Here is a 25,958-nt window from a genome sequence, read left to right as displayed (position 1 = left end):
ATACCGGTTCAGGGTGCCAGGCAACGCCCGGCACCCTGTCGTCGTCACGGCTGGGCGAGGCCCAGCTGCTGCAGCACGAACGCGTACGACTCGGACAGCTCGCGGTAGCGCTGGAAACGCCCGGACTTGCCACCATGCCCGGCCTCCATGTTGGTGCGGAACAGGATCGGGTGGTGGCCGGTGTTGTCGTCACGCAGCTTGGCCACCCACTTGGCCGGCTCCCAGTACTGCACCTGCGAATCCCACAGGCCGGTGCCCACGAACAGCGCCGGGTAGGCCTGCTGCTTCACGTTGTCGTAGGGGGAGTAGGACAGCATGTAGTCGTAATACTGTTTCTGTTCCGGGTTGCCCCACTCGTCGTACTCGTTGGTGGTCAGCGGAATGGTCGGGTCGAGCATGGTGGTGACCACGTCGACGAACGGCACCTGCGCCACCATCACCCGGTAATCCTGCGGCGCCTGGTTGGCCACCGCGCCCATCAGCAGGCCACCGGCGCTGCCGCCGGACGCGGCGACGCGATCCTTCGCCGCCCAGCCCTGCGCGACCAGGCCGCGGGTGACATCAATGAAGTCGTTGAAGGTGTTCTGCTTGTGCAGCAGCTTGCCGTTCTCGTACCAGTCGCGGCCCATTTCCTGGCCACCGCGGATGTGGGCGATGGCATACACCACGCCACGATCGAGCAGGCTGACCGCCGTCTGGTTGAAGTACGGGTCCATCGACATGCCGTAGCTGCCGTAGGCGTACTGGAACAGCGCGCCCTTGCCATCCTTCTGGTAGCCCTTGCGGTAGACCAGCGACACCGGCACCTTCACGCCATCGCGCGCGGTGATCCAGACGCGGTCGGTTTCGTACTTCGAGGCGTCATAGCCGATCACCGGCTGCACCTTCAGTTGGCGGCGCTCACCGGTGGCGGTGTTCAGTTCGAACACGGTGGTCGGGGTGGTCATCGAGGTGTAGACGTAGCGCAGCCACGGCGTATCGGCCTCGGTGTTGTCGCCCAGGCCCATCGAGTACGCCGGCTCATCAGCCTTCACGTAGTCGCTGCGGCCATCCTTGAACAGCAGGCGGATGCGCTCCAGGCCCTCGGAACGTTCAGCGATGGCGGTGTAGCTGTCGAACAGTTCGAAGCCTTCGATGAACACCGCATCGTCATGCGCAATCCAGTCTTTCCACTGTGCGCGGGAGGTGGCATCGGTCGGTGCGGTGACCAGCTTGAAGTTCTTCGCCCCGTCGTTGGTGCGGATCACCCAGCGGCCGTCGTAGTGGTCGGCATCGTATTCGACATCACGCTGGCGCGGGGCCAGCACGGTGAACGTGGTCGGGTCGCTGGCCGGCGCGTAGCGCTCTTCCGAAGACACCGTGCTGTGCACGCCGATGGTGATGAAGCGATCGTCGCGGGTGCGGCCGATGCCCATGTAGAAGCTGTCGTCCTTCTCTTCGTAGACGACGGTGTCGGTGCTGGCCGGGGTGCCCAGCACGTGCTTCTTCACGCGCACGGTCAGCAGCGTTTCCGGATCGTTCTCGACATAGAGCACGGTGCGGTTGTCATCGGCCCAGACCAGGTCGCCGGAACTGCCTGTGATCACATCGGGCAGCACCTGGCCGGTGCGCAGGTCCTTGAAGCGGATCGTGTACTGGCGGCGGCCCACGTCATCATCGGCCCAGGCCAGCAGCTGGTTGTCCTGGCTCACTTCCATCGATCCGACGCTGAAGTAGCCCTTGCCGGCGGCCATCGCGTTGACGTCCAGCAGGATCTCTTCGGCCGCGTCCATGCTGCCCTTGCGGCGGGCGTGGATCGGGTAGTCCTGGCCGGTCTCGAAGCGGCTGTAGTACCAGTAGCCGCGCTCACGCGCAGGCACGCTGGAATCGTCCTGCTTGATGCGGCCCACGATCTCCTTGTAGAGCGTGTCTTCCAGCGGCTTGAGCGGTGCCAGCAGCTGGTCAGCATAGGCATTCTCGGCCTGCAGGTAGGCCAGCATGTCCTTGTTCTCGCGCTTGTCGTCGCGCAGCCAGTAATAGTCGTCGTTGCGGGTCGCGCCGAACGGCGCCTTGACCACATGCGGATGCTTGGCGGCATCCGGCGGAACGGGCGGAGTGGCGGCGGTGGCAGTGGTGGTCATCAGGCTGGCAAGCAACAGGCAGAGGGTGGATTTCATGAAGTAGGGTTCCTGGCGCATCAATGCAATGGTCTTCGGCGGGGTCAGATCCGTTTTCCCGAAAAGGGATCTGACCCCAATCCCGGCAATGCGGCAACCCTGCGGATCGTCATGGGTCGTACCGGCCGGCGTACCATGGGCACATGAGTACCCTGCCCCACACGCCGGGCTACAGCCGGCGCAGCCATGAAATCGCCCCATTCCACGTGATGTCCCTGCTGGCCCGCGCGCAGGCGCTGGAACAGGCCGGCCACGATGTGATCCACCTGGAGATCGGCGAGCCGGACTTCACCACCGCCGGACCCATCGTGCGCGCCGGCCAGGCCGCACTGGCCGCCGGCCATACCCGCTACACCGCCGCACGCGGGCTGCCGGCCCTGCGCCAGGCGATCAGCGGCTTCTATGGCAGCCACTACGGGCTGGACATCGACCCCGAACGCATCCTGGTCACCCCCGGCGGCTCCGGTGCGCTGCTGCTGGCCAGCAGCCTGCTGGTCGATCCAGGCCGCCACTGGCTGCTGGCCGACCCCGGCTACCCGTGCAACCGCCACTTCCTGCGCCTGGTGGAAGGCGGCGCGCAACTGGTGCCGGTTGGCCCGAAGACGGCCTACCAGTTGACCCCGTCGCTGGTGGAACAGCACTGGAACAGCGACAGCGTCGGCGCACTGGTAGCCTCGCCGGCCAACCCGACCGGCACCGTGCTGTCGGCCGACGAACTGGCGGCCCTGTCCAGGACGCTGCGCGCGCGCGGCGGTCACCTGGTGGTGGACGAGATCTATCACGGCCTGACTTATGGCCTGGATGCGCCCAGCGTGCTGCAGGTGGACGACAGTGCGTTCGTGCTGAACAGCTTCTCCAAGTACTTCGGCATGACCGGCTGGCGGCTGGGTTGGCTGGTGGCACCGCCGGCAGCGGTACCGGACCTGGAGAAGCTGGCACAGAACCTGTACATCAGCGCGTCGAGCATCGCCCAGCACGCGGCGCTGGCGTGTTTCAGCGAAGAAGCGATGGCGATCTTCGAACAGCGCCGGGAAGCATTCCGGCAGCGCCGCGATTTCCTGCTGCCCGCGTTGCGCGAGCTCGGATTCCGCATCGAGGTGGAACCGCAGGGTGCGTTCTATCTTTACGCCGATGTCAGTGCCTTCACCGACGACGCGCAGGCATTCTGTGCGCATTTCCTGGAAACCGAGCACGTGGCATTCACCCCGGGGCTGGATTTCGGCTTCCACCGTGCGAACCAGCACGTGCGGCTGGCCTATACGCAGGAAGTGCCGCGGTTGCAGGAGGCGGTGGCGCGGATTGCGCGCGGGTTGGAGCGCTGGCAGGGATCACGTTGACGGTCGTGCCGGCCGCTGGCCGGCAACGGCATCATCCACGCATCCCCCGTTTGCCGGCCAGCGGCCGGCACTACCGGTAATGAAAAACGCCGCCCGGGGGCGGCGTTTTCCGTTGTGCTTATTTACCGCCCAACCGCTCCCACAGGAAGCTGTAGGCCAGCGCCGACATATGTGCGGCCTGCGCGTTGTTGGCTGCGCCGCCGTGGCCCCCTTCGATGTTCTCGTAGTAGGTCACGTCCTTGCCTGCATCGATCATCTTCGCCGCCATCTTGCGGGCATGGCCCGGATGCACGCGGTCATCGCGGGTGGAGGTGGTGAACAACACCGGCGGGTAGCTCTTCTTCGCATCGAACAGGTGGTACGGCGAGAAGGTCTTGATGAAGTTCCAGTCGCTGGTGTCCGGGTTGCCGTACTCGGCCATCCACGAGGCGCCGGCCAGCAGATGGCTGTAGCGCTTCATGTCCAGCAGCGGCACCTGCACCACCACCGCACCGAACAGCTCCGGGTACTGGGTCAGCATGTTGCCGGTCAGCAGGCCACCGTTGCTGCCGCCCTGCACGCCCAGGTGCTTGGCGCTGGTGATCCTGCGCTTGACCAGATCGCGCGCCACTGCGGCCATGTCTTCATAGGCCTTGTGGCGGTTCTGCTTCAGCGCGGCCTGGTGCCAGCGCGGGCCGTACTCGCCGCCACCACGGATGTTGGCGACCACGTACACGCCGCCCTTCTCCAGCCAGGCGCGGCCCATGCCACCGGAATAGCCCGGGGTCAGCGAAATCTCGAAGCCACCGTAGCCGTACAGCAGGGTCGGGTTGGAGCCATCGAGCTTCATCGCCTTGTCGTGCACGACGAAGTACGGCACGCGGGTGCCATCCTTGCTGGTGGCGAAGTGCTGCTCGATCACCTTGCCCTTGGCATCGAAGAAGGCCGGCATGGTCTTCAGCGTTTCCGGGGCCTGGCCGATCTCGGCCAGGGCCAGCGTGGTCGGGGTCAGGTAATCGGTGGCGGTCAGCCACACCGCGTCGCTGTCATTGCTGTCCACCGCGCCCACGGCCAGCGTGCCGAAGGCCGGCGCGCCGACGAAGCGGCTGGTCTGCCAGCCGTTGGCGCCCGGGGTCAGCACCGACAGGCGGTTCTTGACATCGTCCAGCACGTTCAGCACCAGGTGGCTTTTGGTCCAGGTGGCGCTGGCCAGCGAGGTGGTCGCGGTCGGGGTGAACAGCACGTCGAACTCGCGCTTGCCGGCCAGGAAGTCATCCAGCTTCGTCGCCAGCAGCGAACCGGACGCGTACGTCTTGCCGCCCACGGTCCACGGATCGCGCAGCTCCAGGGTCAGCCACTGCTTGTGCAGGCCTTTCTCGGCCGAATTCGGCGCATCGATCTTGGTCAGCGTGCCATCGTCGCTGCGCAGATACAGCTCGTTGTTGTAGAAGGCCAGGGTGCGGCTGACCAGGTTGCGTTCGAAGCCCGGGGTGTCATCGTGCATCGCCGCGATGTACATGTCCTCCGGCTTGCCTTCATACACCACGGTGGCCGAAGCCATCGGCGTGCCGCGCTTCCACAGCTTGGCCACGCGCGGGTAGCCGGAAGTGGTCATCGAGCCGGCACCGAAGTCGGTGTAGACGAACACCGTGTCGCGATCAACCCAGTTGAGGCCGCCCTTCGATTCCGGACGGAAGAAGCCGTCCTTGATCCAGGTCTTGTTGGCCAGATCGAACTCGCGGGTCACGTCCGCGTCAGCGCCGCCGCGCGACAGCGCGATCAGGCAGCGGCTGTAATCGGGGCGCAGGCAGTCGGCGCCGTGCCAGACCCAGTTCTCACCCTCGGCCTTGTTCAGTGCATCCAGGTCGAGCACGGTCTCCCACTGCGGCGAAGCCTTGCGGTACTCGGCCAGGGTGGTGCGCCGCCACAGGCCGCGTTCGTGCTGCTGGTCCTTCCAGAAGTTGTAGTAGTAATCGCCGATCTTCTGCACGCCGGGAATCTTGGCATCGGAGTCGAGCACCTCGCGGATGCGGGTCTCCATCTCCTTGAAAGCCGGGCTCTGCGCCAGGCGCGCCTCGGACTTGGCATTCTGTTCCTTGACCCAGGACAGCGGCTTGTCGCCGGTGACGTCCTCCAGCCAGGCGTAGCGATCGGTGTCTTCAGCGGCCACGGCGGTCCCCACCGAGGCAGCGGTCATCATGCCGGCCAGCAGGCAGGCGGAAGCGAGTCGTGACATTGCAGCTCCAGGCAGTCATAAGCCGTGGAACGCTAGCACGGAATGTCGCGGGCTCCCCCGTGTCGAAGGTCAGGCCGGGGCCGCCGGACTGCGCCGGCCACGCGCAGCCGGAACCGGCCGACGGCGCGCCGGTCCACCGGTACGCCGCACCAGCCGCAGCCATGACAGGCGCGGCAGCGGAAAGCGCAGCAGCGCCCACCAGGCTGCGAGCGGCATGCCCACCAGCCACATCGGCAGCCACCCCACCCATCCGCTGCTGCCACGTGCCGCCGGCCAGACCAGTACCAGCGCCAGCCCGGCCAGCGCCAGTTGCCGCACGCCGCGCAGCAGGCGTGGGTCGGCGCGTTCGATGACGCGTTCAGTTGCAGGGCGACGGACAGAACGTGCGTTCATGGGGCTTCTCCGGTAGACAATGCAACACAGCTTGGGCAAGCCCCTTCTCACAGGTTGCGACACCATTGACGGATCGCGCACGCTCAGTCGACCATGCTCAGGCAAAGCCCTCCTGAGCCCGCTCCCGCATGACTTCGATCCGCCCGCTCTGCGCCGTGTTGCTGGCCCTGTCCCTGGCGGGCCCCGCCATGGCGGCCAGTGAGCCGCCATCACCCCGTGCCAGCGTCCCACGCGCCGCCGATCCGGATGCGCCGATCGACCTGAAGCGCTTCATGGGCACCTGGTACGTGATCGGCCGCGTGCCGAACTTCATCGAGCGCGGGCACGTGGCCAGCGTCAACGAGTACGAACTGCGCGACGCGCACAAGGTCGGCATCACCTACCGTTACCGCGATGGCTTCGGCGAACCGCTGCAGGAAGTACGCGCGCGCGCCAGCGTCGACCCGGACAGCGGCAACCACGGCTGGCGCACCTGGTTCTACCGCGTGGTGCCCACCCACTCGCGGGTGCTGGAAGTCGCCCCGGATTACTCGTGGGCGCTGATCGGTTACCCGGGCCGTGAGATGGCCTGGATCTTCTCGCGCACGCCGGACATGGACAAGGCCCTGTACAAGGAGCTGGCCGAGCGCCTGCGTGACGAGTACGGCGTGAACACCGACAAGCTCAAGCGCGTGCCGCAGCACCCCGAGCAGGTCGGCAAGCTGGGCTTCGAAGTACCCAACGCGCGTTGATCGCCCGAGGGATTTCCGGCCAGTGGCCGGCAGTACCCGAACGAGACGCCGGGCGCCGCCCGGCGTTCTGTCATCTGCGGCTGTAGTGCGCGACCAGGCGGTCGCCGAGCATCTGCAGCAGCTGCACCAGCACCAGCAGCAGGACCACGGTGACCAGGGCGACGTCGGTGTGCGAACGCTGGTAGCCGTCGCGGAAGGCCAGATCGCCCAGACCACCGGAACCGATCGCACCGCCCATCGCGGTGAAGCCGATCAGCGCTACGGTAGTGACCGTCGCACCGGCAATCAGGCCGGGACGCGCTTCCGGCAACAGCACGCGGGTGACCAGCTGCCAGGTGGTGGCGCCCATTGCCTGGGTGGCTTCGATCACGCCGCGGTCCACTTCGCGCAGCGCAGTCTCGACCAGCCGCGCGTAGAACGGCGCGGCACCAATCACCAGCGGCACGATCGCACCGCGCACGCCCAGCGAGGTGCCCATCAGCAACAGCGTGACCGGGATCAGCACGATCATCAGGATGATGAAGGGCACCGAGCGGAGCAGGTTCACCACCAGCGCCAGCACGCCATAGGCGAACGGCCGGCGCTTCATCTGCGGTGCGCCGAACAGGTACAGCAGCACACCCAGCGGCAGGCCGATGGCCAGGGTCAGCGGCAACGAACCAAGCAGCATCAGCAGGGTGTCGATGGTGGCCTGGCCGATGTCGGCCCACTTGCCCGCATCCAGATGGCGAAAGAAACCACCGGCAGTGGCGATGATCATCGACGCAGCTCCTCAACATGCACGCCGGCAGCCACGAACGCGGCCTGCGCAGCGGACTGGTCACCGCCCACCAGGGCGACCACCAGCTGGCCATACGGGGTGTCCTTGATCCGGTCGATACGGCCGGACAGGATGTTGTAGTCGACACCGGTCTGCCGCGCGACGCTGCCCAGCAACGGCTCGTAGGTGTCGCCACCGAGGAAGGTCAGGCGCACGATGCGCCCGCCCACGACGTCAAAATCACGGTGCAGCGCCCCCTCGTCGACATGCTCCGATTCGCTGACGAAACGGCGCGTGGTCGGATGCTGCGGATGCAGGAACACCCGGGTGACCGGCCCGGTCTCGACCATCTGCCCGGCGTCGAGCACGGCCACACGGTCGCAGACGCGGCGGATCACATCCATCTCGTGGGTGATCAGCACGATGGTCAGGCCGAGCTCGCGGTTGATCTTCGACAGCAGCGACAGCACCGAGGCGGTGGTCTGCGGGTCGAGCGCACTGGTGGCCTCATCGCACAGCAGGATCTGCGGGCGCGTGGCCAGCGCACGGGCGATGCCGACGCGCTGCTTCTGGCCGCCAGAGAGCTGCGCCGGGTACTTCTGCGCATGCGCCTCCAGGCCGACGGTGTGCAGCAGCTCGGCCACGCGCGCGTCGATCTCCGCCTTCGGCGTGCCGGCCAGTTCCAGCGGGAAAGCCACGTTGCCGGCCACTGTGCGCGAGGACAGCAGGTTGAAGTGCTGGAAGATCATGCCGATGCGCCGGCGCAGCGCGCGCAGGCCATCCGCGTCCAGTGCGGTGACATCCTCGCCGCCGATCAGCAGCCGGCCGCCGCTGGGTTCTTCCAGGCGGTTGATCATGCGGATCAGGGTCGACTTGCCCGCGCCGGAATGGCCGATGATGCCGAACACCTCACCGGCCTCGATGGTCAGGTCCAGCGGTTGCAGCGCGCTGACTGCGCGGCCGGCAACGGCATAGGATTTGTGCAGGCGCTGGAACTCGATCACGGGCGTGGCTCACCGGCGGGGTGATGGAAGGGGGCGTGCAGCCTACCAGCGCCGGCGGTCGCGCGCCCGCGCCATGGACCAGAATGTTATTCCTTTTGGTTCTAAGTCGCCCGCGCCGGCGCACTGGCCGGGGTCAGAGCCCCTGCGGGGATCCGACCCCGGGGGTCGGATCCCCGCAGGGGCTCTGACCCCATTCCCTGGCCCAACCGGCTCAGGGATGATCCAGCGGCTTCGGCGGCTGCACCCGGTTCAGGCGTTCCCGGTGCAGCAGGTACAGGCCCGAAGCCACGATGATCGCGGCGCCCACCCAGGTGTAACCATCCGGCAGCTGGCCCCAGAAGGCCAGGTCCCAGCCGATCACCCAGACCAGGCCGCTGTACTCCAGCGGCGCGATCATCGACGCCTCGCCCAGCTGGAACGCCCGGGTCAGGGCGATCTGGCCCAATGCCCCGGCCAGGCCCATGCCAGCGATCAGCGGCGCGTGTGCCAGCTGCAGCGGCACCCAGCCGGGAATGGACAGCAGGCCGGCACCGATGGCCATGATCACCAGGAACCAGACCACCATCGACTGCGAGGTATCGGTGCGGGTCAGCAGGCTGACGGTAATCGCGGCCACGGCATAGGCGGTGGCCGCGGCCAGCACCATCAGGCCGGGCACCGAGATGAAGCCGTCCACACCCGGCCGCAGCACCACCAGCACGCCGATCAGGCCGATACCGATGGCCACCCAGCGCCGCGGCCCGACCCGCTCACCCAGCAGCGGTACCGACAGCGCGGCGATCAGCAGCGGAGCGACGAAATAGATGGTGTAGGCGGTGGACAGCGGCAGGTCGCGCAGGGCGAACACGAAGCAGCCGATCATCGCCATGCCCAGCGCGCCACGCAGCAGGTGCAGGCCCCAGCGGCGCGGCACCAGCGAGCGCGGCCCGGCGCTGACCAGCACCCACACCAGTACGAACGGCAGCGAGGCCGCACCGCGCAGGAAAGTCACTTCCAGGGTGGGATAGCTGGCTGACAGCTGCTTCATGCCGGCGTCCATCAGCGAGAAGCAGGCGACCGCCGCGACCATCCAGGCCACCGCGCGCGAGGGGGAGCGTTGCACATTCATGGCCCATTATCGCCCGGTCGTCGCTTTCTGTAGAGCCGAGCCCACGCTCGGCTGCTTTGTGGAGAGCCGAGCGTGGGCTCGGCTCTACAGAGGACGGGCATGCGGGCCCTCGCGATAGAATGGGTGCCACTGAATCCTGCGGAGCATCGCCCATGCCCTCCTTCGACGTCGTGTCCGAAGTCGACACCCACGAGCTGACCAACGCCATCGACCAGGCCAACCGCGAACTGGCCACCCGCTTCGACTTCAAGGGCGTGGACGCCAAGTTCGAGCGCGACGGCGATGTCATCAACCAGGTCGCGCCGACCGAGTTCCAGCTCAAGCAGATGAACGACATCCTGCGCGCCCGCCTGGCCGCGCGCGGTATCGACGTGCTCAGCCTGGAGTTCGGCGACATCGAGACCAACCTGGCCCAGGCCCGGCAGAAGATCACCGTCAAGCAGGGCATCGAGCAGAAGATCGCCAAGAAGATCGCCGCCGCACTGAAGGAGGCCAAGCTGAAGGTGGAAAGCCAGATCAACGGCGACAAGCTGCGCGTGCAGGGCAAGAAGCGCGACGATCTGCAGGACGCCATCGCCGTGCTCAAGGCCGGCAAGTTCGAGCTGCCGCTGCAGTTCAACAATTTCCGCGACTGAGGCATCCGCCGGGCGCGGCCCGGCGCTGCCAGCGGCAGGCACGACGGCGCGTTGCCAGCGACGCGCCTACAATGGCGGCCCCGCCAGCCGACGTGCCCGCCATGACCGATTCCCCGCTGCCCACCGATGATCCGATCGCCGCTACCCGCCTGTGGCTGGAGCGCATCGTCATCGGCCTGAACCTGTGCCCGTTCGCCAAGGCGGTCTATGTGAAGGACCAGGTCCGCATCGTGCTCAGCGATGCGACCACACCGGAAGCGCTGGTTGAACAGCTGGCCGAGGAACTGGTGCTGCTGCGCGACACGCCCGCCGAACAGATCGATACCACGCTGATCGTGCATCCACAGGTACTGACCGATTTCCTCGACTACAACGATTTCCTCGACAACGCCGACGCCGCGATCGAGGCGCTGGACCTGCAGGGGATCCTGCAGGTGGCCAGCTTCCACCCGGACTACCAGTTCGACGGCGTGGCCGCGGACGACGCCAGCAACTACACCAACCGCGCGCCCTTCCCCACCCTGCACCTGCTGCGCGAAGACAGCGTGGCGCGCGCGGTGGATGTCTATCCGGACCCGGACGTGATCGTCGAGCGCAACATCCAGACCCTGGACCGCATCGGCGTGGACGGCTGGCATCGTCGTCTGCGCGGCGAAGATCTGTCATGAGCGGCGTGCCGCCGATTGCCGCGTGGCCAGCCGCGCCGCTGGCAGGCAAGGTGGTGCTGGTGACCGGCGGCGCCAATGGCATCGGCCGTGGCATCGCCCAGGCCGTGCTCGGTGCCGGTGGACGCGTACTGATCGGCGACCTGGACGCGGAAGCTGGCGCGGCGTGCCTGGCCGAATGGCAGCGCGGTGACGATGCCGCATTCCAGCGCCTGGACATCATCGACGAAGCGAGCGTGCGCGCTTTCATTGCCGAGGCGCTGCAGCGTTTTGGCCGTATCGACGGACTGGTCAACAACGCGGGCATCGCCGGCCCGCACGGCACGCCGCTGCAGGACATGGACTGGGACCAGTGGCAGCGCCGCCTGTCCTCGCTGCACGGCGCCTTCCTGTGCAGCAAGCATGCACTGCCGGCACTGTCGGCCAGCACGGCTGGCGCGATCATCAACATCGCTTCCACCCGTGCCTGGCAATCGGAAGCCCACAGCGAAGCCTATGCCGCAGCCAAGGGCGGACTCGTGGCCTTCACCCATGCACTGGCGATCAGCGCCGGGCCGGCGGTGCGGGTGAACAGCATCAGCCCCGGCTGGATCGGCACCACAGCCTGGCAAGCGCCTTCGCGCCGCCACGCGCCGGAGTATTCAGCCATCGACCATGCGCAACATCCGGTCGGCCGCGTCGGCCAGCCCGAGGACATCGGCGCATTGGCGGTGTACCTGCTGTCATCGCTGTCCGGGTTCAGCACCGGCCAGGATTTCATCGTCGACGGCGGCATGACCCGGAAGATGATCTACGCCGAATGACCCGTCTTCGGTAGTGCCGGCCGCTGGCCGGCATGTGCGTGGATGGGGGCGACGTGCCAACCAAGGTTGGCACCTACCAAACGGTTTATGCCATGCCCGAGTGACGCAGCAGCGCATCGATCTGCGGTGCGCGGCCGCGGAAGGCCTTGAAGTTCTCCGCCGCCGGGCGGCTGCCACCGCGCGACAGGATCTCATCGCGGAAACGTGCACCGGTTTCGGCCAGTGCCTGCGGCGCTTCCTCGAACGCGGCGTAGGCATCGGCACTGAGCACTTCAGCCCACTTGTAGCTGTAGTAACCGGCCGCATACCCGCCGGCGAAGATGTGGCTGAACTGATGCGGGAAGCGGTTCCAGGCCGGCGGATGGTTCACCGCCACTTCCGCGCGCACGCGGTCGAGCAGCGCCAGCACGCTGTCCTGCGCTGGTTCGAACTGGCTATGCAGCAGCATGTCGAACAGGCCGAATTCCAGCTGGCGCACGGTGGCCATGCCACTGTGGAAGTTGCGCGCGGCCAGCATGCGCTCGTACAGCGCGCGCGGCAGCGGTTCGCCGGTTTCCACATGCGCGGTCATGGCCTGCAGGTGGTCCCACTCCCAGCAGAAGTTCTCCATGAACTGGCTCGGCAGTTCCACCGCATCCCACTCCACGCCGTTGATGCCGGCCACGCCCAGCTCGCCGATGCGGGTCAGCAGCTGATGCAGGCCATGGCCCATTTCATGGAACAGCGTGGTCACCTCATTGTGGCTGAAGGTGGCCGGCTTGCCGTTCGCGCCGCGGCCGAAATTGCACACCAGGTAGACCAGCGGCGTCTGCACGCTGCCATCGGCGCGCACGCGGCGGTTGCGGCAATCGTCCATCCACGCGCCACCGCGCTTGCCCTCACGCGCATACAGGTCCAGATAGAACTGGCCGACCAGCGCGCCCTGCGCATCCACCAGGCGGAAGAAGCGTACGTCCTCGTGCCACACCGGCGCGCTGTCCTCCTGCACGCGCAGGCCGTACAGCTGCTCGATCACCGAGAACAGACCACCGAGCACCTTCGGCTCGGTGAAGTACTGCTTCACGTCCTGCTCGGAATAGCTGTAGCGGGCCTGTTTCAGGCGGTCGGCGGCGAACGCCAGGTCCCACGCCTGCAGCTGCTCGATACCGAGCTGCTCGCGCGCGAACTGCTCCAGCTCGGCGCGGTCCTTGGCGGCGAAGGGCTTGGCACGCGCCGCAAGGTCACGCAGGAAACCCAGTACTTCGGCCGGGTCCTGTGCCATCTTGGTCGCTACCGAATAATCGCCATACGAACCGAAGCCGAGCAGTGCGGCCAGTTCAGCGCGCAGGGCGAGGATCCGATCGATGTTGCCGCTGTTGTCCAGGGACTCATCGCCGAACTCCGACGCACGCTGCGCGCTGGCGCGGTACAGGATCTCGCGCAGGTCGCGGTCTTCTGCCCAGGTCTGCACCGGCAGGTAGCAGGGCATCTGCAGGGTCAGTTTCCAGCCCGGCGCGCCATCCTTCTGCGCGGCGGCATGTGCAGCGGCCTTCACGTCATCCGGCAGGCCCTTCAGTCGCGCTTCGTCCTCGACCAGCAGCGACCAGGCATCGGTAGCATCGAGCACGTTCTGCGAGAACTTCGCCGACAGTGCCGACAGCTCCTCCTTGATGGCCGCGAAGCGCTGCTGCGCCTCCGGCGCCAGCTCGGCACCACCGAGGCGGAAATCGCGCAGGGTGTTGTCCAGTACCTTGCGCTGGGCGTCGTCGAAGGTCGCGGCCTCCGCGCTGGCCGCCAGGGCCTGGTACTGGCGGTACAGCGCCAGGTTCTGGCCCAGCGCGCTGGCAAAGCGGGTCACCCGCGGCAGGTTGCTGTTGTAGGCCTCGCGCAGTTCCGGGGTATTGACCACGCCCTGCAGGTGGCCGACCAGGCCCCAGGCGCGCCACAGGCGCTCGGTGGCATCGTCAAGCGGAGCCACGAAGGTCTGCCAGGTGACCGGTTGCACCTGCTCGGCCGTGCTGACGGCGGCCTCGGCCTCGGCCAGCAGCATGTCCAGCGCCGGCGCCACGTGCTCGGGGCGGATCGCCTCGAAGCGCGGCAGGCCGGAAAAATCGAGCAGGGGGTTGGCAACGGTCACGGCAGATCTCCAGGGTACGGGCCCGGCACGCGGGCAGCATGCAGGATATGGCGCTGGCAGGCGGGGCTGACAAGGGGGCGCGGCCCGGCATTCACGTCGGCCTTACGGTCGCGGTTCGAAGCTCTGCCTGCGGGGGAGTCCGCAGCGGTACGCACCGAACGAGGCCCTACATGGAAGGTCTGGCTGCAGTTGCATCCACCTCACCGTCCCGGTCACTGGCCTTGTCCGCCAGCCCGGCCGAACTGGCCTGGATCGCCGCACTGTGCGATGCCGGCGACGACGCCCCGCGCCACCTGCAGCAGCTGCAGGCGCTGCTGCAGCAGGGCGGCACCTTCAACGATGCCCAGGAGTGGTACCCGTTCGAAGTGGTCGAGCGCGGCGCCAGCCAGTTGCGGCTGGGCCACGAGCGCGAGTTCGTGATCTGCGTGCTGCTGTGGCTGCAGGCGCTGGCCCAGGGCCGCGCCAGTGTGCTGGATCCGAGCCTGCACCTGGATGACCGCGCCATGGACATCGAGGCCCTGCCCGACGCGTTGCGCGACGCGGTGCTGGATGCGTTCACCGCGGCGGGATATTGATCGGAGCATGACGCACCGCTGCGCCTGCCGGGCATGGCCCGGCGAGAGCGTCGTCCGTGCTACAGCGCTTCCAGGCTGCACCAGGGCAGCGCGGGCAGCCCCTGCCCGGCCACTGCGGCAGCCAGCTGCGCATCGGCGCCATCCACGTCGATGCCCTGGCGCGCGTACCACGACGGGTCGTAATAGCTCTGTGCATAGCGCTCGCCGCTGTCGCACAGGATGCTGACGATGCTGCCGCGGTGGCCCGCCTCGCGCATCCACTGCGCAGCCTGCAGCACACCGATGAAGTTGGTGCCGGTGGAACCACCGACACGGCGGCCCAGCTGGCGGCTGACATGGCGCATCGCGGCCAGGCTCAGCGCATCGGGCACCTTCACCATCGCATCGACGCTGGTCGGGATGAAGCTCGCCTCTACCCGCGGCCGGCCGATGCCTTCCACGCGCGAGCCGCCGCTGCAGGTCAGGCCGCGCCAATCCTGCTCGCCGGCCACGGCGGCTTTGTAGCCGTCGAAGAACACCGACACTTCCGGGTCCGCGCACAGGATGCGGGTGTCATGCCGGCGGTAGCTGACATAGCGGCCCAGCGTGGCTGCGGTACCGCCGGTGCCCGGGCTGCACACGATCCACTCCGGAATCGGGCTGGGCTCCTCGGCCATCTGCTTGAAGATGGATTCGGCGATGTTGTTGTTGGCACGCCAGTCGGTGGCGCGCTCGGCATAGGTGAACTGGTCCATGAAGTGGCCACCGGTTTCACGTGCCAGCCGTTCCGATTCGCAGTTGAGGTCGCAGGCACGCTCGACCAGGTGGCAGCGCCCGCCATGGAATTCGATCGCCGCAATCTTCTCCGGCGAGGTCGTGGCCGGAATCACCGCGATGAACGGCAACCCGAGCAGGCGCGCGAAATAGGCTTCGGAGACGGCGGTCGAGCCGCTGGAGGCCTCGATCACCGGACGCCCTTCACGCAACCAGCCATTGGCCAGCGCATACAGGAACAGCGAGCGCGCCAGCCGGTGCTTGAGGCTGCCGGTGGGATGGCTCGACTCATCCTTCAGGTACACATCGATGCCCTCGAACCCGGGCAGTGCCAGCGGGATCAGGTGGGTATCGGCGGAGCGGTTGAAATCGGCTTCGATCTTGCGGATGGCGGCGGCCACCCATTCACGCTGCGACATGGCGGGCAATCGTTGTCAGGATGGAACGGTTCGATCCGGCCATTGTACGTCGCGGTGCGGTCAGGTGCCGGTCGCTAGAATGGGACCATCCGGCCGGCAACGGCCCTGCCTGAAGGATCTCTCCCATGACCATTCCCGCCCTGCGCGATGTCCCCGGCGTCGCCGCCCAGGCCCCGGCCGAAACCACCGGCTTCGTGTTCAACCACACCATGCTGCGCGTGAAGGACATTACCGCTTCGCTGGACTTCTACACCCGCGTGCTCGGCTACCAGCTGATCGACAAGCGCGACTTCCCCGAGGCCCAGTTCAGCCTGTACTTCCTGGCCTATGTGCCCGCTGGCGTCACGGTGCCGGAAGATGACAACGCCCGCCGCCTGTGGATGGCCGGGCTGCCGGGCGTGCTGGAACTGACCCACAACCACGGCACCGAAACCCAGGACGGCGCGGTCTACCACGACGGCAACAGCGACCCGCGCGGCTTCGGCCACATCTGCGTGTCGGTGCCGGACATCGAGGCCGCCTGCCAGCGCTTCGAGGACCTCGGCGTGGCCTTCCAGAAGCGCCTGACCGACGGACGCATGAAAAACCTGGCCTTCATCAAGGATCCGGACGGCTACTGGGTCGAGATCATCGCCAACTGACCCACAAAAAGGGGACGGAGGGGATTAAGTCGTTTCTGGCACTATTGAGCCGCAAGCGACTTAATCCCCTCCGTCCCCTTTTTTGCGAGGTTCGTATGGAAACGATGGAACTGCACCGTGGCCGCCTGATCGACCACATCCAGCTGGTGGTGCGTGATCTGGCCGCCAGCCGCCGCTTCTACCAGGCGGTGTTCGACACCATCGGCATCCCGATCGCCGGCGAAGGCGATGATTACTTCTGGGCCGACGAGCTGTTCATTTCCAGCGCCAGCAGCCGTGCCGCCGCTGGCCAGCTGACCGGCCGCCATCATCTCGCCTTCCAGGCCCGAGACAGCGCCACTGTTGATGCCTTCCACACTGCCGCGATCGCTGCCGGCGGTACCGACAACGGTGCACCGGGCGAACGCCCCTACCATCCGGGTTACTACGGCGCCTTCGTGCTGGACCCGGATGGCAACAACATCGAGGTGGTTTACCACGGCCCGGCGAACTACAGCGCGGATTCGGTGAAGGTGACGTTCTAGGCTGCGGATCGCGTAACGAAACAGCGGCTCCTGAGAGGGTGCTCTTCGGCCGGCACTAACGGCTGAAGAGTCCGCAAAGAATGTCCTCGTTGCGTCGCTCCCCAAGCGGCATCAGCAACTGCACGATGTGATTCCGATTGCTTGGGGGAAGGTCTGGGGCGTATCGGAGCACTTCCAGCAGACCACGCAGTGCAAAATCCATGGCCGAACTGTGGACCCCCTCCTCAAGGGAGTGGGCCCTTTCCCTGATCGCCTGGGATAGATCGCCGGCCATGTGAAGCCCCAGATTCCCACGCAGGTAGCCCTCCGATGGCATACAGGAAAACGGGAGTACACAGTCAATGCCAATCAGCACGTTGCGCATGCACTCCGCCGCGAGCGGCACATTGGATGACTGGCACGTGAAATGCGACTGCAACGCACTGACATACTCCCGCAAGGCGCTATTGCTCGCTTCGGGACGTTCAGTACTCTCCCATTCGCGTGCCAGCGACCAAGCCAGATCAGAAGCCGGAGGCAAGAAACTCGCCGTGGAACGGGAAGGCCAACGCCATTTTGCGTTCGCGGCTTCACGCTTCTGTTCGCAACACGTCCAGCGGATCACCTCCGGAATCATTTCCTGAAGTAGCCAGTCATGAGTGAAGCGTGCATCCCAGTGCCCGCGCACAGAGCAAGCGGACCGCGGATCGATTGGGCTCCAGCCAATCGTGACGCTTTGACGCTTGCCTGACCACAGAATGCTTTCAGAATACGGATAAACGATCGCGTGATAGCCTTCGTCGAAGCGCTCACCGCCGCGACCGCTGTAAACCTTCAAGAAGGACGATGATGCATCGAACATATGCCATGGGCCGTCCCCTCGAGCAACATCATGCGCCCGCGCGAACGCCAGCATCTGTTGCCAGAAATCAGGCCGCACTGACAGCAGTCCGACGGCCGACGGATGGTGCTCGATCAACTCAAAATCGAACGAACGATACGCTGAAACATATTCCAGGCAAGCCCTGTGGATGCGATTCCAGGCGCGCTCGAGAATCCAGTCGAGGTCAGCTACCTCTGCCTCCTTCAGGGAGAGTCTTACATGGCGCCCCATCACCAGGTAAGCCCCAGCACCGGTAGTATGCGGGATTGCATAAGGCCGCTCCATCGACGCATCTGCGTGCACCCGCCAGTGCGCCCAGCTCAACAACTCCCGTGCAGACAGTGCCATGGATATCCCCGAGATATCCGTCCGCGCGAATGACAGCGCGGCAGACAAGCGCCTGTCCAAGCGCCCGGGAAGATTAATGGAGCAGGCAACACTACGGTTATTGAGCTGGAGCGATTGACCGTACAGAAGCTCTTCCAATGCGGCGAAACTACTCTCTTGTGGAATCGGCAACAACGGCGCGGCAGGTACGCAGAAGCCCGTCGCAACGCTCTCACCGTACAGCTCGGCGACGATTCGCCACTGGTCACGAAGCAAGTCATTGAGCACCGCCCGGTCCCACAGATGAGGATCGATCTGTCGATCCAGCAACTGACGTTCGCAGTCCTCCCATTCCTCCAGCAGCGACGTCTCATCGGAAATGGCATAGGTCGTGCAGAGGTGGAAACTCGATGCTGTGGCAGCGTACCTCCCCTCCAGGAACTTGCCGACCCACCGCTTCAACGTACCTCGACGGATCTCGATGACCCGCTTCGCTTCGTAGCAGGCGAATCGATCAGTCGCGGCAATCCTGCACTGAATATCGATCCCCGATTGGGTCGAACCTGACTTCCCAATCCGTCGAGCCCTGAACGTAGCACTGGGCGCGCAGTTGGCCAGCCGCACTACTAGCTTCTCGAAGTTCTCAGGTGTGATGTCCTGCAGAGGAAGGCGATCGCTCTTGGGTTGTGCTACAGGATCTCGCTGCCGATCCATCGGCTCACGCAGCTGCTCCAGTGTCACATCTTCATCGGCGTACAATCCATAGCTTGTCCGGTTCATTCCAACGTCCCTGTTCCAACGCCATTGCCCAAAAGCATCTGGCAAGACCTGGACGGAATCAACCGGCATTCGCCGTCTGGGACAGACTGTATCGAAAAAACGGAGCCTCCCCCCAATTGCTGCCTACGTGCACATTTGCGAGGCAAGCCCACGCGGAGTGAGCCGGCCCCTCACACCCTGAATGCCTACAGCGTCAATGCGCCGCCATGTAGATGTCCTGCAGCACGGCCTTCTCCAGTTCCAGCTCGCCCAGCAGGTTCTTCACGATGTCGCCCAGGCTGAGGATGCCGACCAGCTGATTGCCGTCGGTGACCATCAGATGACGGCGCCGCGAGTACGTCATCAGCGACATGGCCTGCTTCAGCGTGGCCTCCGGCGCGATGCCTTCCAGGCCGGTGGACGGCACGCTGGAAATCACCCGGCGCCCGGCCTGCGGGCCGTCGTCGGCCAGGGTACGCACGATGTCCTTTTCGGAAATGATGCCGACCGGGGCATCGTCCTTCATCACCACCAGGGCAGCGATTTTATTCGCGCTCATCTTGTGGGCGGCCGCACCGATGGTGTCTTCCGCATCGATGGTGATGACAGCTTCTTTCTTGGATTGCAGGAGTTCGCGGACGTTCATTCTTGTTTCCTGGTGCAGGTCACTGAAGTCAAAAAAGTGTGCTCTTCCGATACGCCCCCTCCCCGGGAACAGACCTTTCAGCGCACGTCTGGCGCACTGGCTGCGCGTTCCTGGATCGGACCGGCATACCACGTGCTGCAACGCCAACGAGGCGGGTCCGGCAGCGCAACCCGTATCTCGGTCGGATCGATTCTACGACTGCCGACTGCGGCCACTACCGGCACCGATGGGACAGTTCGTCGTGTGAACCCACCGACGATCCAGAGAATGGCACCGCCGCTGAAACCGAGGCTGAACACAGGCGGTTCCGCGCACTCAAGATTGATCTTCCGCGGCCGGGCACGGACAGAACGGCCATGCGCCGTCCCACTTCGGGCGGGCCGGCGGAAGGCACATCCTCCGCCGGCCACCGGGGCTACTTCGAGCAACGCCCGTTCTGGGCCATCTTCAGCTGCATCACCTGGCTGCGGCCTTCCGATTCCGGAACCACCGTCAGCTTCGCGCCGCCAACGAACACGCCCATCTTGATCGACTGCTGGATGAAGTAGTTGCGACCGGCTTCGGTAAACAGCTTGAGGTCGTTCGGCGAGAATTCCGACTCGGTGGAGATCACATGTTCCTGGCCACCGGCAACCTGGGTATAGAAGAACACCTTGTCGGCGGTTTCGCCCAGGCACTCTCCATCGATCAGCACGTCCTTCTTCAGTGCCTTGCCGACAAAGCTGTTGCGGAACACGTACACCCCGGACTTGCCGTCCTGCGGTGCCGGGAAGGTTTTCGCCGTATCCACCACGCTCTTCTCGGTCATCGGAACGCTCGCACAACCCGACAGCATACTGATTGCCACCGCCAACGCGACTCCATGCAGCTTCTTCATCTACAGCCCCTGTAATGCGCGCCATCGCGCGCGGAATGGACATGGCCAGGCCCACCCGTTACGGGTGGGTTGCCAACAGCGAAAGGAGGCTCCGGCATCACTGTGCAGGGCATGGTTCGTCGCATGGCAGCCTGCACAGGCATCCTCCGTGATACGCGGGTTCGGCCGCAGAGAATGCCATGCCGGCATGAAAAAAGGGCGACCCATCGGGCCGCCCTCGCCTGTGCTGCCGGCAGATCGGCCAGGCCTTACTCCACCGTCACGCTCTTGGCCAGGTTGCGCGGCTTGTCCACGTCGGTGCCCCGCGCCAGTGCGGTGTGGTACGCCAGCAGCTGCACCGGAATGGTGTGCACGATCGGGCTGAGCACGCCGGCGTGGCGCGGGGTGCGAATCACGTGCACGCCTTCGGACGCGTTGAAGTTGCTGTCCTGGTCGGCGAACACGAACAGTTCACCGCCACGCGCACGCACTTCCTGCATGTTCGACTTCACCTTCTCCAGCAGGCTGTCGTTGGGGGCGATCACCACCACCGGCATGTCCTCGTCCACCAGCGCCAGCGGACCGTGCTTGAGTTCGCCGGCCGGGTACGCTTCGGCATGGATATAGGAGATCTCCTTGAGCTTGAGCGCGCCTTCCAGCGCGATCGGGTAATGCAGGCCACGGCCCAGGAACAGCGCGCTGCTCTTGCGCGCGAACCGCTCGGCCCAGGCAGCGATCTGTGGCTCCATGTTCAGCGCGTGCTGCACGCTGCCCGGCAGGAAGCGCAGCTGCTCCAGGTAGTCCGCTTCCCGCGCCGCGTCGATGCGGCCATGCAGCTTGCCAAGCACCACGGTCAGCTGGAACAGCGCGGCCAGCTGGGTGGTGAAGGCCTTGGTCGAGGCCACGCCGATTTCGGCGCCGGCGCGGGTGTAGCAGACCAGTTCGCTGGCGCGCGGAATCGCGCTTTCCGGCACGTTGCAGATCGACAGCGTGTGCTGGTGGCCCAGCGACTTGGCGTACTTGAGCGCCTCCATCGTATCCAGCGTTTCGCCCGACTGGGAAATGGTCACGATCAGGTGGTTCGGGTTCGCGTAGGCGGCGCGGTAGCGGTACTCGCTGGCGATCTCCACGCTGCACGGCAGGCCGGCGATGGCTTCGATCCAGTAGCGCGCGGTCAGGCCGGCGTAGTAGCTGGTGCCGCAGGCGATGATCTGCACGCCTTCGATACCCGACAGCACCGCTTCGGCGTTCTTGCCGAACAGTTCGGCCGGAAAGCCGCCGGCGTCGATCGCCGCCTCGATGGTGTCCCCCAGCGCGCGCGGCTGCTCGTGGATTTCCTTCTGCATGAAGTGGCGGTACGGGCCCAGCTCCAGCGAGGCCAGCGACACGTCGGACAGGTGCACTTCGCGCTCGACCGGCTGGTCATGGCCGTCGAAGATGCGCACGCCGTCGCGGCGGATTTCGGCGGTGTCGCCCTCCTCCAGGAAGATCACCTTGCGCGTGGCCGAGATCACCGCCGACACATCCGATGCAACGAAGTTCTCACCCTCGCCCAGGCCGACCAGCAGCGGGCAGCCCATGCGCGCGCAGACGAAGCGCTCCGGCTCGGCACGGCTGACCACGGCCAGCGCGTAGGCACCGGTCAGTTCCTTCACCGTGTGCTGCAGCGCCACCAGCAGGTCATCGCCGCCCTTCAGGTGATGGTGGATCAGGTGCGCGATGACTTCGGTGTCGGTCTGCGATTCGAACGTGTAGCCCAGCGCCCGCAGCTTCTCGCGCTGCTCCTCGTGGTTCTCGATGATGCCGTTGTGCACCAGCGCCACGCCGTGGCTGATGTGCGGATGCGCGTTGGCCTCGGTGACACCGCCGTGGGTGGCCCAGCGGGTGTGGCCGATGCCCAGCACCGCATTGAAGCCTTCGGCCTCGGCGGCCGTGGCCATTTCCGAAACGCGACCGGTACGCCGCACGCGACGAACGTCCGGCCGATCGTGCTGGTCGATCACGGCGATGCCGGAGGAATCGTAACCGCGGTACTCAAGCCGCTTCAGGCCCTCGATCAGTACCGGCACCACGTCGCGATCGGCGATCGCACCCACGATTCCACACATGTCACGCGTTTCCTTGAAGACGATCGCGGCATTCTAGCGTGCGTGTCCGCCTTCCCCCTCCTGTCCGCTTAATGAAAGTGTCCGGAAAGGTGTCCGCGGACACCCGGACACCGCCACGCCATCTCCAACCCATTGAAAACAAATGAAATAAAGTTGGCACGCTGCGTGCTTGGTACTGGCTACCACCGTCAGGCACGTACCCGATGATCCGCGACACTTCCGCCCAGGACCAGATCGTTTCCTCCGCCCCGGCCAGCGCCACCCGCGCCACCTGGCATCGCTACCGCTGGCCGGCCCTGGGTGCCATCGCCCTGATCGCCGGCATCGGCTGGGCCGTGCACGCCTGGTCCAATGCCAGTCGCTCCTTCGACAGCAGCCGCGTGCGCATCGCCGAAGTGAAGCGTGGCGACCTGGTGCGCGACATCGCCGCCGACGGCCGCGTGATCGCCGCCAACAGCCCGATCCTGTACGCCATCTCGGCCGGTACCGTGGACCTGAAGGTGGTCGCCGGCGATGTGGTGAAGAAGGGCCAGGAGCTGGCGATCATCGACAGCCCGGAACTGCGCAGCAAGCTGGCCCAGGAACAGGCCACCCTGGCCGGCCTGGAGGCAGAGGCCAGCCGCGCCGCGCTGGATGCCACCCTGGCCCGCGCCAAGTCGCGCAAGGAAACCGACCAGGCCACCATCGAACGGCAGGCCGCCGACCGCGACCTGCAACGCTACCAGCGCGGTTACGACGGCGGCGCAGTACCGCAGATCGATCTGGCCAAGGCCAAGGATTCGCTGAAGAAGGCCGACATCACCCTGGCCAATGCCACCACCGATGCCCGCCTGCAGAGCCAGGGCGCTGACCTGGATGCCCGCAACAAGCGCCTGCTGGCCGACCGCCAGAAGGCCGTGGTGGCTGAAGTGCAGCGCCAGGTCGATGCACTGACCCTGCGCGCACCGTTCGATGGCCAGGTCGGCCAGGTGCAGGCCGTCCAGTCCACCAACCTGGCCGCCAATGCGCCGGTGCTGGGCGTGGTCGATCTGTCCAAGTTCGAAGTCGAGATCAAGGTACCGGAAAGCTTCGCCCGCGACCTGGCCATCGGCATGCCGGCGCAGCTGACCGGTGGTAACGGCAAGCCCTTCCCGGGCGAGATCAGCGCGGTGTCACCGGAAGTGGTCAACGGCGAGGTCAATGCCCGCGTGCGCTTCGCCAGCGCACAGCCGGAAGGCCTGCGCCAGAGCCAGCGGATGTCGGTGCGCGTACTGCTCGACACCCGCAAGGACGTGCTGAAGGTCGAGCGCGGCCCGTTCGTCGAACAGGGCAATGGCGTGGCCTACGTGATGGATGGCCGCACCGCGGTGCGGCGTCCGGTGGAACTGGGCGTCAGCAGCCTGGGCGAAGTGGAAATCAAGTCGGGTGTGCAGCCGGGCGACCGCATCGTGGTCTCCGGCAGCGACCTGTTCAAGGACGCCGAACGCGTCTCCGTCAACTGATACCTGAACCCTGAATCCTGGAGAGAGGACACCCCATGTACATGCTCGAAATGCGTTCGGTCGCCAAAGTCTTCCGCACCGAACAAGTGGAAACCCACGCACTGCGCTCGCTGGAACTGCAGGTCAAGGAAGGTGAGTTCGTCGCCGTCACCGGCCCGTCAGGCTCTGGCAAAACCACCTTCCTCAACATCGCCGGCCTGCTGGAAACCTTCACCAGCGGCACCTACATGCTCGACGGCCAGGACGTGAGCACGCTGGGCGACGACGCCCGCAGCCGCCTGCGCAACCAGAAGATCGGCTTCATCTTCCAGGGCTTCAACCTGATTCCCGACCTGAACCTGTTCGACAACGTCGACGTGCCGCTGCGCTACCGGAAGATGAGCGCCAGCGAGCGCCGCGAGCGCATCGAAAAGGCGCTGAGCCAGGTCGGCCTGGGCTCGCGCATGAAGCACTACCCCAATGAACTGTCCGGCGGCCAGCAGCAGCGTGCCGCCATCGCGCGCGCCCTGGCTGGCAGCCCGCGCCTGCTGCTGGCCGACGAACCGACCGGCAACCTGGACACGCAGATGGCCCGCGGCGTGATGGAGCTGCTGGAGGAGATCAACGCCGCCGGCACCACCATCGTGATGGTCACCCACGACCCGGAACTGGCCGCGCGCGCGCAGCGCAACGTGCACATCGTCGATGGCCAGGTCACCGACCTGGTGCGCGAGCCGGTGCTGGCCACGCCGGTGCGCCACATCGTCGCCGTCAACGAGTGAGGGCCCGACCATGTTCGCCTACTACGCCCGATTGGCGGCCCGCAGCTTCCGCCGCAACAAGGTCCTGACCGCACTGATGGTGATCGCCATCGCGCTCGGCATCGGCGCCTCGATGACCACCCTGACCGTGTTCCACGTCCTGTCCGGCAACCCCATTCCGGACAAGAGCGAGCGCCTGTTCTACGCGCAGATTGACCCACGGCCCCGCAACGGCTTCGGCCTTGAGGAGGAGCCGGAAGAGCAGATGACGCGCTATGACGCCGAAGCCCTGCTGCGCGAAGCGAAAGCCGAGCGCCAGGTGATGATGACTGCCGGTGATGCAACGATCGAACCGGACAACAGTACGCTCAAGCCGTTCTCCATCGACACCCGCTGGACCTCGGCCGACTTCTTCCCGATGTTCAACGTGCCCATGCAGTACGGGCGGCCGTGGACCCGCGAGGACGACAACGGGCGGGCCCGCGTGGCCGTCATCTCCAAGGCGCTCAACGAGAAGCTGTTCCAGGGCGCGAACAGCGTCGGTCGCGAAATCCGGCTTGAGGGCAATGCGCTGCGCATCGTCGGCGTCATGAAGGCCTGGAACCCGGAGCCGCACTTCTTCGACCTCACCACCGGCGCGTTCGGCAAGGAAGAGGATCTGCTGGCGCCGATCTCCACCTCGTTCGATCTGCAGCTGGGCAGCAATGGCAACATGAACTGCTTCGGCGAAAATCCCGACGGCGCCAACAGCTACTCCGTCAACGCGCCCTGCGCCTACCTGCAGTACTGGGCAGAGATGGATCCGTCCAAGGCCGGCGACTACCGGCGCTATCTGGAGAACTACTCCAGCCTGCAGCGCCAGGCCGGCCGCTTCGAACGCCCGGTCAACGTCCGCCTGCGCAACGTGATGGAGTGGCTGGACTTCAAGGGCGCGGTACCCAGCGACGTGCGGCTGCAGCTGTGGCTGGCCCTGGGCTTCCTCGGCGTCTGCCTGGTCAACACGGTAGGCCTGCTGCTGGCCAAGTTCCTGCGCCGCAGCGGCGAGATCGGTGTGCGCCGCGCGCTGGGCGCCAGCCGCGGCCAGATCTTCCTGCAGTGCCTGGTCGAAGCCGGTGCCGTGGGTGTGGTCGGCGGCGTGCTCGGCATCGGACTGGCCCTGCTGGGGCTGTACGCGGTCCGCCAGCAGCCCGTCAGCTACGCGCAGCTGGCCCACCTGGATGGCAGCATGCTGCTGCTTGCGCTGGGCCTTACCCTGCTCGCCAGCCTCGCCGCCGGCTTCCTGCCCGCCTGGCGCGCGATGCAGGTCACTCCCGCCATCCAGCTCAAGTCGCAGTAAGCACGAGA

Annotated in this window: 23 protein-coding genes; 11 read left to right on the top strand and 12 right to left on the bottom strand. The window is 66.0% G+C overall.

Going from position 1 to position 25,958, the window contains the following annotated elements:
- Window positions 1-44 precede the first annotated feature (44 nt).
- Window positions 45-2,156, bottom strand: coding sequence for a S9 family peptidase (locus ARC23_RS06855; protein WP_057496612.1), 2,112 nt, complete (start codon window positions 2,154-2,156; stop codon window positions 45-47).
- A gap of 143 nt (window positions 2,157-2,299) precedes the next feature.
- Between ARC23_RS06855 and ARC23_RS06850 the strand changes: the two genes are divergently transcribed.
- Window positions 2,300-3,493 (top strand): pyridoxal phosphate-dependent aminotransferase, encoded by a 1,194-nt coding sequence (locus tag ARC23_RS06850; RefSeq protein ID WP_057496554.1) that lies wholly within the window; start codon window positions 2,300-2,302, stop codon window positions 3,491-3,493.
- 118 nt (window positions 3,494-3,611) lie between these two features.
- On the opposite strand, the gene ARC23_RS06845 is transcribed toward ARC23_RS06850, so the two are convergent.
- Complete coding sequence (locus ARC23_RS06845; RefSeq protein ID WP_057496549.1) at window positions 3,612-5,708, bottom strand: prolyl oligopeptidase family serine peptidase; 2,097 nt, start codon at window positions 5,706-5,708, stop codon at window positions 3,612-3,614.
- Window positions 5,709-5,777: 69 nt separating this feature from the next.
- A complete protein-coding gene (locus ARC23_RS06840) occupies window positions 5,778-6,101 on the bottom strand; it encodes a hypothetical protein (RefSeq protein ID WP_057496547.1) in 324 nt (107 codons plus the stop codon).
- A 128-nt stretch (window positions 6,102-6,229) separates the two neighbouring features.
- Between ARC23_RS06840 and ARC23_RS06835 the strand changes: the two genes are divergently transcribed.
- Window positions 6,230-6,832, top strand: a complete 603-nt coding sequence (locus tag ARC23_RS06835) for a lipocalin family protein (RefSeq protein WP_057496546.1) — start codon at window positions 6,230-6,232, stop codon at window positions 6,830-6,832.
- A gap of 70 nt (window positions 6,833-6,902) precedes the next feature.
- On the opposite strand, the gene ARC23_RS06830 is transcribed toward ARC23_RS06835, so the two are convergent.
- From ARC23_RS06830 to ARC23_RS06820, 3 genes are all read right to left on the bottom strand, one after another.
- Window positions 6,903-7,592, bottom strand: a complete 690-nt coding sequence (locus ARC23_RS06830; RefSeq protein ID WP_057496544.1) for a methionine ABC transporter permease — start codon at window positions 7,590-7,592, stop codon at window positions 6,903-6,905.
- The gene (locus ARC23_RS06825; protein WP_057496542.1) at window positions 7,589-8,596 is read right to left on the bottom strand and encodes a methionine ABC transporter ATP-binding protein; all 1,008 of its coding nucleotides are present in this window, start codon (window positions 8,594-8,596) and stop codon (window positions 7,589-7,591) included. Before ARC23_RS06825 ends, ARC23_RS06830 begins: the two co-directional genes overlap by 4 nt.
- Before the next feature lie 211 nt (window positions 8,597-8,807).
- The gene (locus ARC23_RS06820) at window positions 8,808-9,704 is read right to left on the bottom strand and encodes a DMT family transporter (RefSeq protein ID WP_057496541.1); all 897 of its coding nucleotides are present in this window, start codon (window positions 9,702-9,704) and stop codon (window positions 8,808-8,810) included.
- A 152-nt stretch (window positions 9,705-9,856) separates the two neighbouring features.
- Here ARC23_RS06820 and ARC23_RS06815 point away from each other — a divergent pair, with 152 nt between their 5' ends.
- The 3 genes from ARC23_RS06815 to ARC23_RS06805 all read left to right on the top strand — a co-directional run bounded on the left by ARC23_RS06815 (window position 9,857) and on the right by ARC23_RS06805 (window position 11,807).
- Window positions 9,857-10,339, top strand: coding sequence for a YajQ family cyclic di-GMP-binding protein (locus tag ARC23_RS06815; protein ID WP_057496540.1), 483 nt, complete (start codon window positions 9,857-9,859; stop codon window positions 10,337-10,339).
- A 101-nt stretch (window positions 10,340-10,440) separates the two neighbouring features.
- Window positions 10,441-11,007 (top strand): DUF1415 domain-containing protein, encoded by a 567-nt coding sequence (locus tag ARC23_RS06810; RefSeq protein ID WP_057496611.1) that lies wholly within the window; start codon window positions 10,441-10,443, stop codon window positions 11,005-11,007.
- On the top strand, window positions 11,004-11,807 hold the full coding sequence (locus ARC23_RS06805) for an SDR family oxidoreductase (protein WP_057496539.1): 804 nt from the start codon (window positions 11,004-11,006) through the stop codon (window positions 11,805-11,807). The genes ARC23_RS06810 and ARC23_RS06805 overlap by 4 nt, the downstream gene beginning before the upstream one ends.
- 85 nt (window positions 11,808-11,892) lie before the next feature.
- Here the strand turns inward: ARC23_RS06805 and ARC23_RS06800 are convergent, their stop codons facing one another.
- Window positions 11,893-13,923, bottom strand: coding sequence for a M3 family metallopeptidase (locus ARC23_RS06800; RefSeq protein WP_057496538.1), 2,031 nt, complete (start codon window positions 13,921-13,923; stop codon window positions 11,893-11,895).
- Between the two features lie 170 nt (window positions 13,924-14,093).
- Here ARC23_RS06800 and ARC23_RS06795 point away from each other — a divergent pair, with 170 nt between their 5' ends.
- The gene (locus tag ARC23_RS06795) at window positions 14,094-14,498 is read left to right on the top strand and encodes a hypothetical protein (protein WP_057496537.1); all 405 of its coding nucleotides are present in this window, start codon (window positions 14,094-14,096) and stop codon (window positions 14,496-14,498) included.
- A 59-nt stretch (window positions 14,499-14,557) separates the two neighbouring features.
- On the opposite strand, the gene ARC23_RS06790 is transcribed toward ARC23_RS06795, so the two are convergent.
- A complete protein-coding gene (locus tag ARC23_RS06790) occupies window positions 14,558-15,670 on the bottom strand; it encodes a PLP-dependent cysteine synthase family protein (RefSeq protein WP_057496536.1) in 1,113 nt (370 codons plus the stop codon).
- A 125-nt stretch (window positions 15,671-15,795) separates the two neighbouring features.
- On the opposite strand from ARC23_RS06790, the gene gloA reads away from it, so the two are divergent.
- Together gloA and ARC23_RS06780 are read left to right on the top strand one after the other, a co-directional pair.
- Window positions 15,796-16,311: a lactoylglutathione lyase gene (gloA, locus tag ARC23_RS06785; RefSeq protein WP_057496535.1), complete on the top strand. Its 516-nt coding sequence runs from the start codon at window positions 15,796-15,798 to the stop codon at window positions 16,309-16,311.
- A 95-nt stretch (window positions 16,312-16,406) separates the two neighbouring features.
- Entirely contained in the window at window positions 16,407-16,835 is a 429-nt protein-coding gene (locus tag ARC23_RS06780) for a VOC family protein (RefSeq protein ID WP_057496534.1), read from the top strand.
- Window positions 16,836-16,890: 55 nt separating this feature from the next.
- On the opposite strand, the gene ARC23_RS06775 is transcribed toward ARC23_RS06780, so the two are convergent.
- The 4 genes from ARC23_RS06775 to glmS all read right to left on the bottom strand — a co-directional run bounded on the left by ARC23_RS06775 (window position 16,891) and on the right by glmS (window position 22,393).
- A complete protein-coding gene (locus ARC23_RS06775) occupies window positions 16,891-18,804 on the bottom strand; it encodes a hypothetical protein (RefSeq protein WP_152985218.1) in 1,914 nt (637 codons plus the stop codon).
- Window positions 18,805-18,997: 193 nt separating this feature from the next.
- Window positions 18,998-19,429 carry a CBS domain-containing protein gene (locus ARC23_RS06770; RefSeq protein ID WP_057496532.1) on the bottom strand — a complete coding sequence of 144 codons (432 nt, stop codon included), beginning with the start codon at window positions 19,427-19,429 and terminating at the stop codon, window positions 18,998-19,000.
- Between the two features lie 415 nt (window positions 19,430-19,844).
- Complete coding sequence (locus ARC23_RS06765) at window positions 19,845-20,237, bottom strand: DUF2846 domain-containing protein (protein WP_238985204.1); 393 nt, start codon at window positions 20,235-20,237, stop codon at window positions 19,845-19,847.
- A gap of 317 nt (window positions 20,238-20,554) precedes the next feature.
- The gene (glmS, locus tag ARC23_RS06760) at window positions 20,555-22,393 is read right to left on the bottom strand and encodes a glutamine--fructose-6-phosphate transaminase (isomerizing) (RefSeq protein WP_057496530.1); all 1,839 of its coding nucleotides are present in this window, start codon (window positions 22,391-22,393) and stop codon (window positions 20,555-20,557) included.
- Window positions 22,394-22,596: 203 nt separating this feature from the next.
- Between glmS and ARC23_RS06755 the strand changes: the two genes are divergently transcribed.
- The 3 genes from ARC23_RS06755 to ARC23_RS06745 are packed head-to-tail and all read left to right on the top strand — an operon-like array spanning window position 22,597 to window position 25,950.
- Window positions 22,597-23,874: an efflux RND transporter periplasmic adaptor subunit gene (locus ARC23_RS06755; RefSeq protein WP_057496529.1), complete on the top strand. Its 1,278-nt coding sequence runs from the start codon at window positions 22,597-22,599 to the stop codon at window positions 23,872-23,874.
- A gap of 35 nt (window positions 23,875-23,909) precedes the next feature.
- The gene (locus ARC23_RS06750; RefSeq protein WP_057496528.1) at window positions 23,910-24,635 is read left to right on the top strand and encodes an ABC transporter ATP-binding protein; all 726 of its coding nucleotides are present in this window, start codon (window positions 23,910-23,912) and stop codon (window positions 24,633-24,635) included.
- 10 nt (window positions 24,636-24,645) lie between these two features.
- Entirely contained in the window at window positions 24,646-25,950 is a 1,305-nt protein-coding gene (locus tag ARC23_RS06745; protein ID WP_057496527.1) for an ABC transporter permease, read from the top strand.
- Window positions 25,951-25,958 lie beyond the last annotated feature (8 nt).

Source organism: Stenotrophomonas beteli (genome assembly GCF_001431665.1).
Classification (GTDB): Bacteria; Pseudomonadota; Gammaproteobacteria; order Xanthomonadales; family Xanthomonadaceae; genus Stenotrophomonas; species Stenotrophomonas beteli.
Note: the sequence above shows the minus strand (reverse complement) of the source record. Positions and strands in the feature narration are given on the sequence as shown.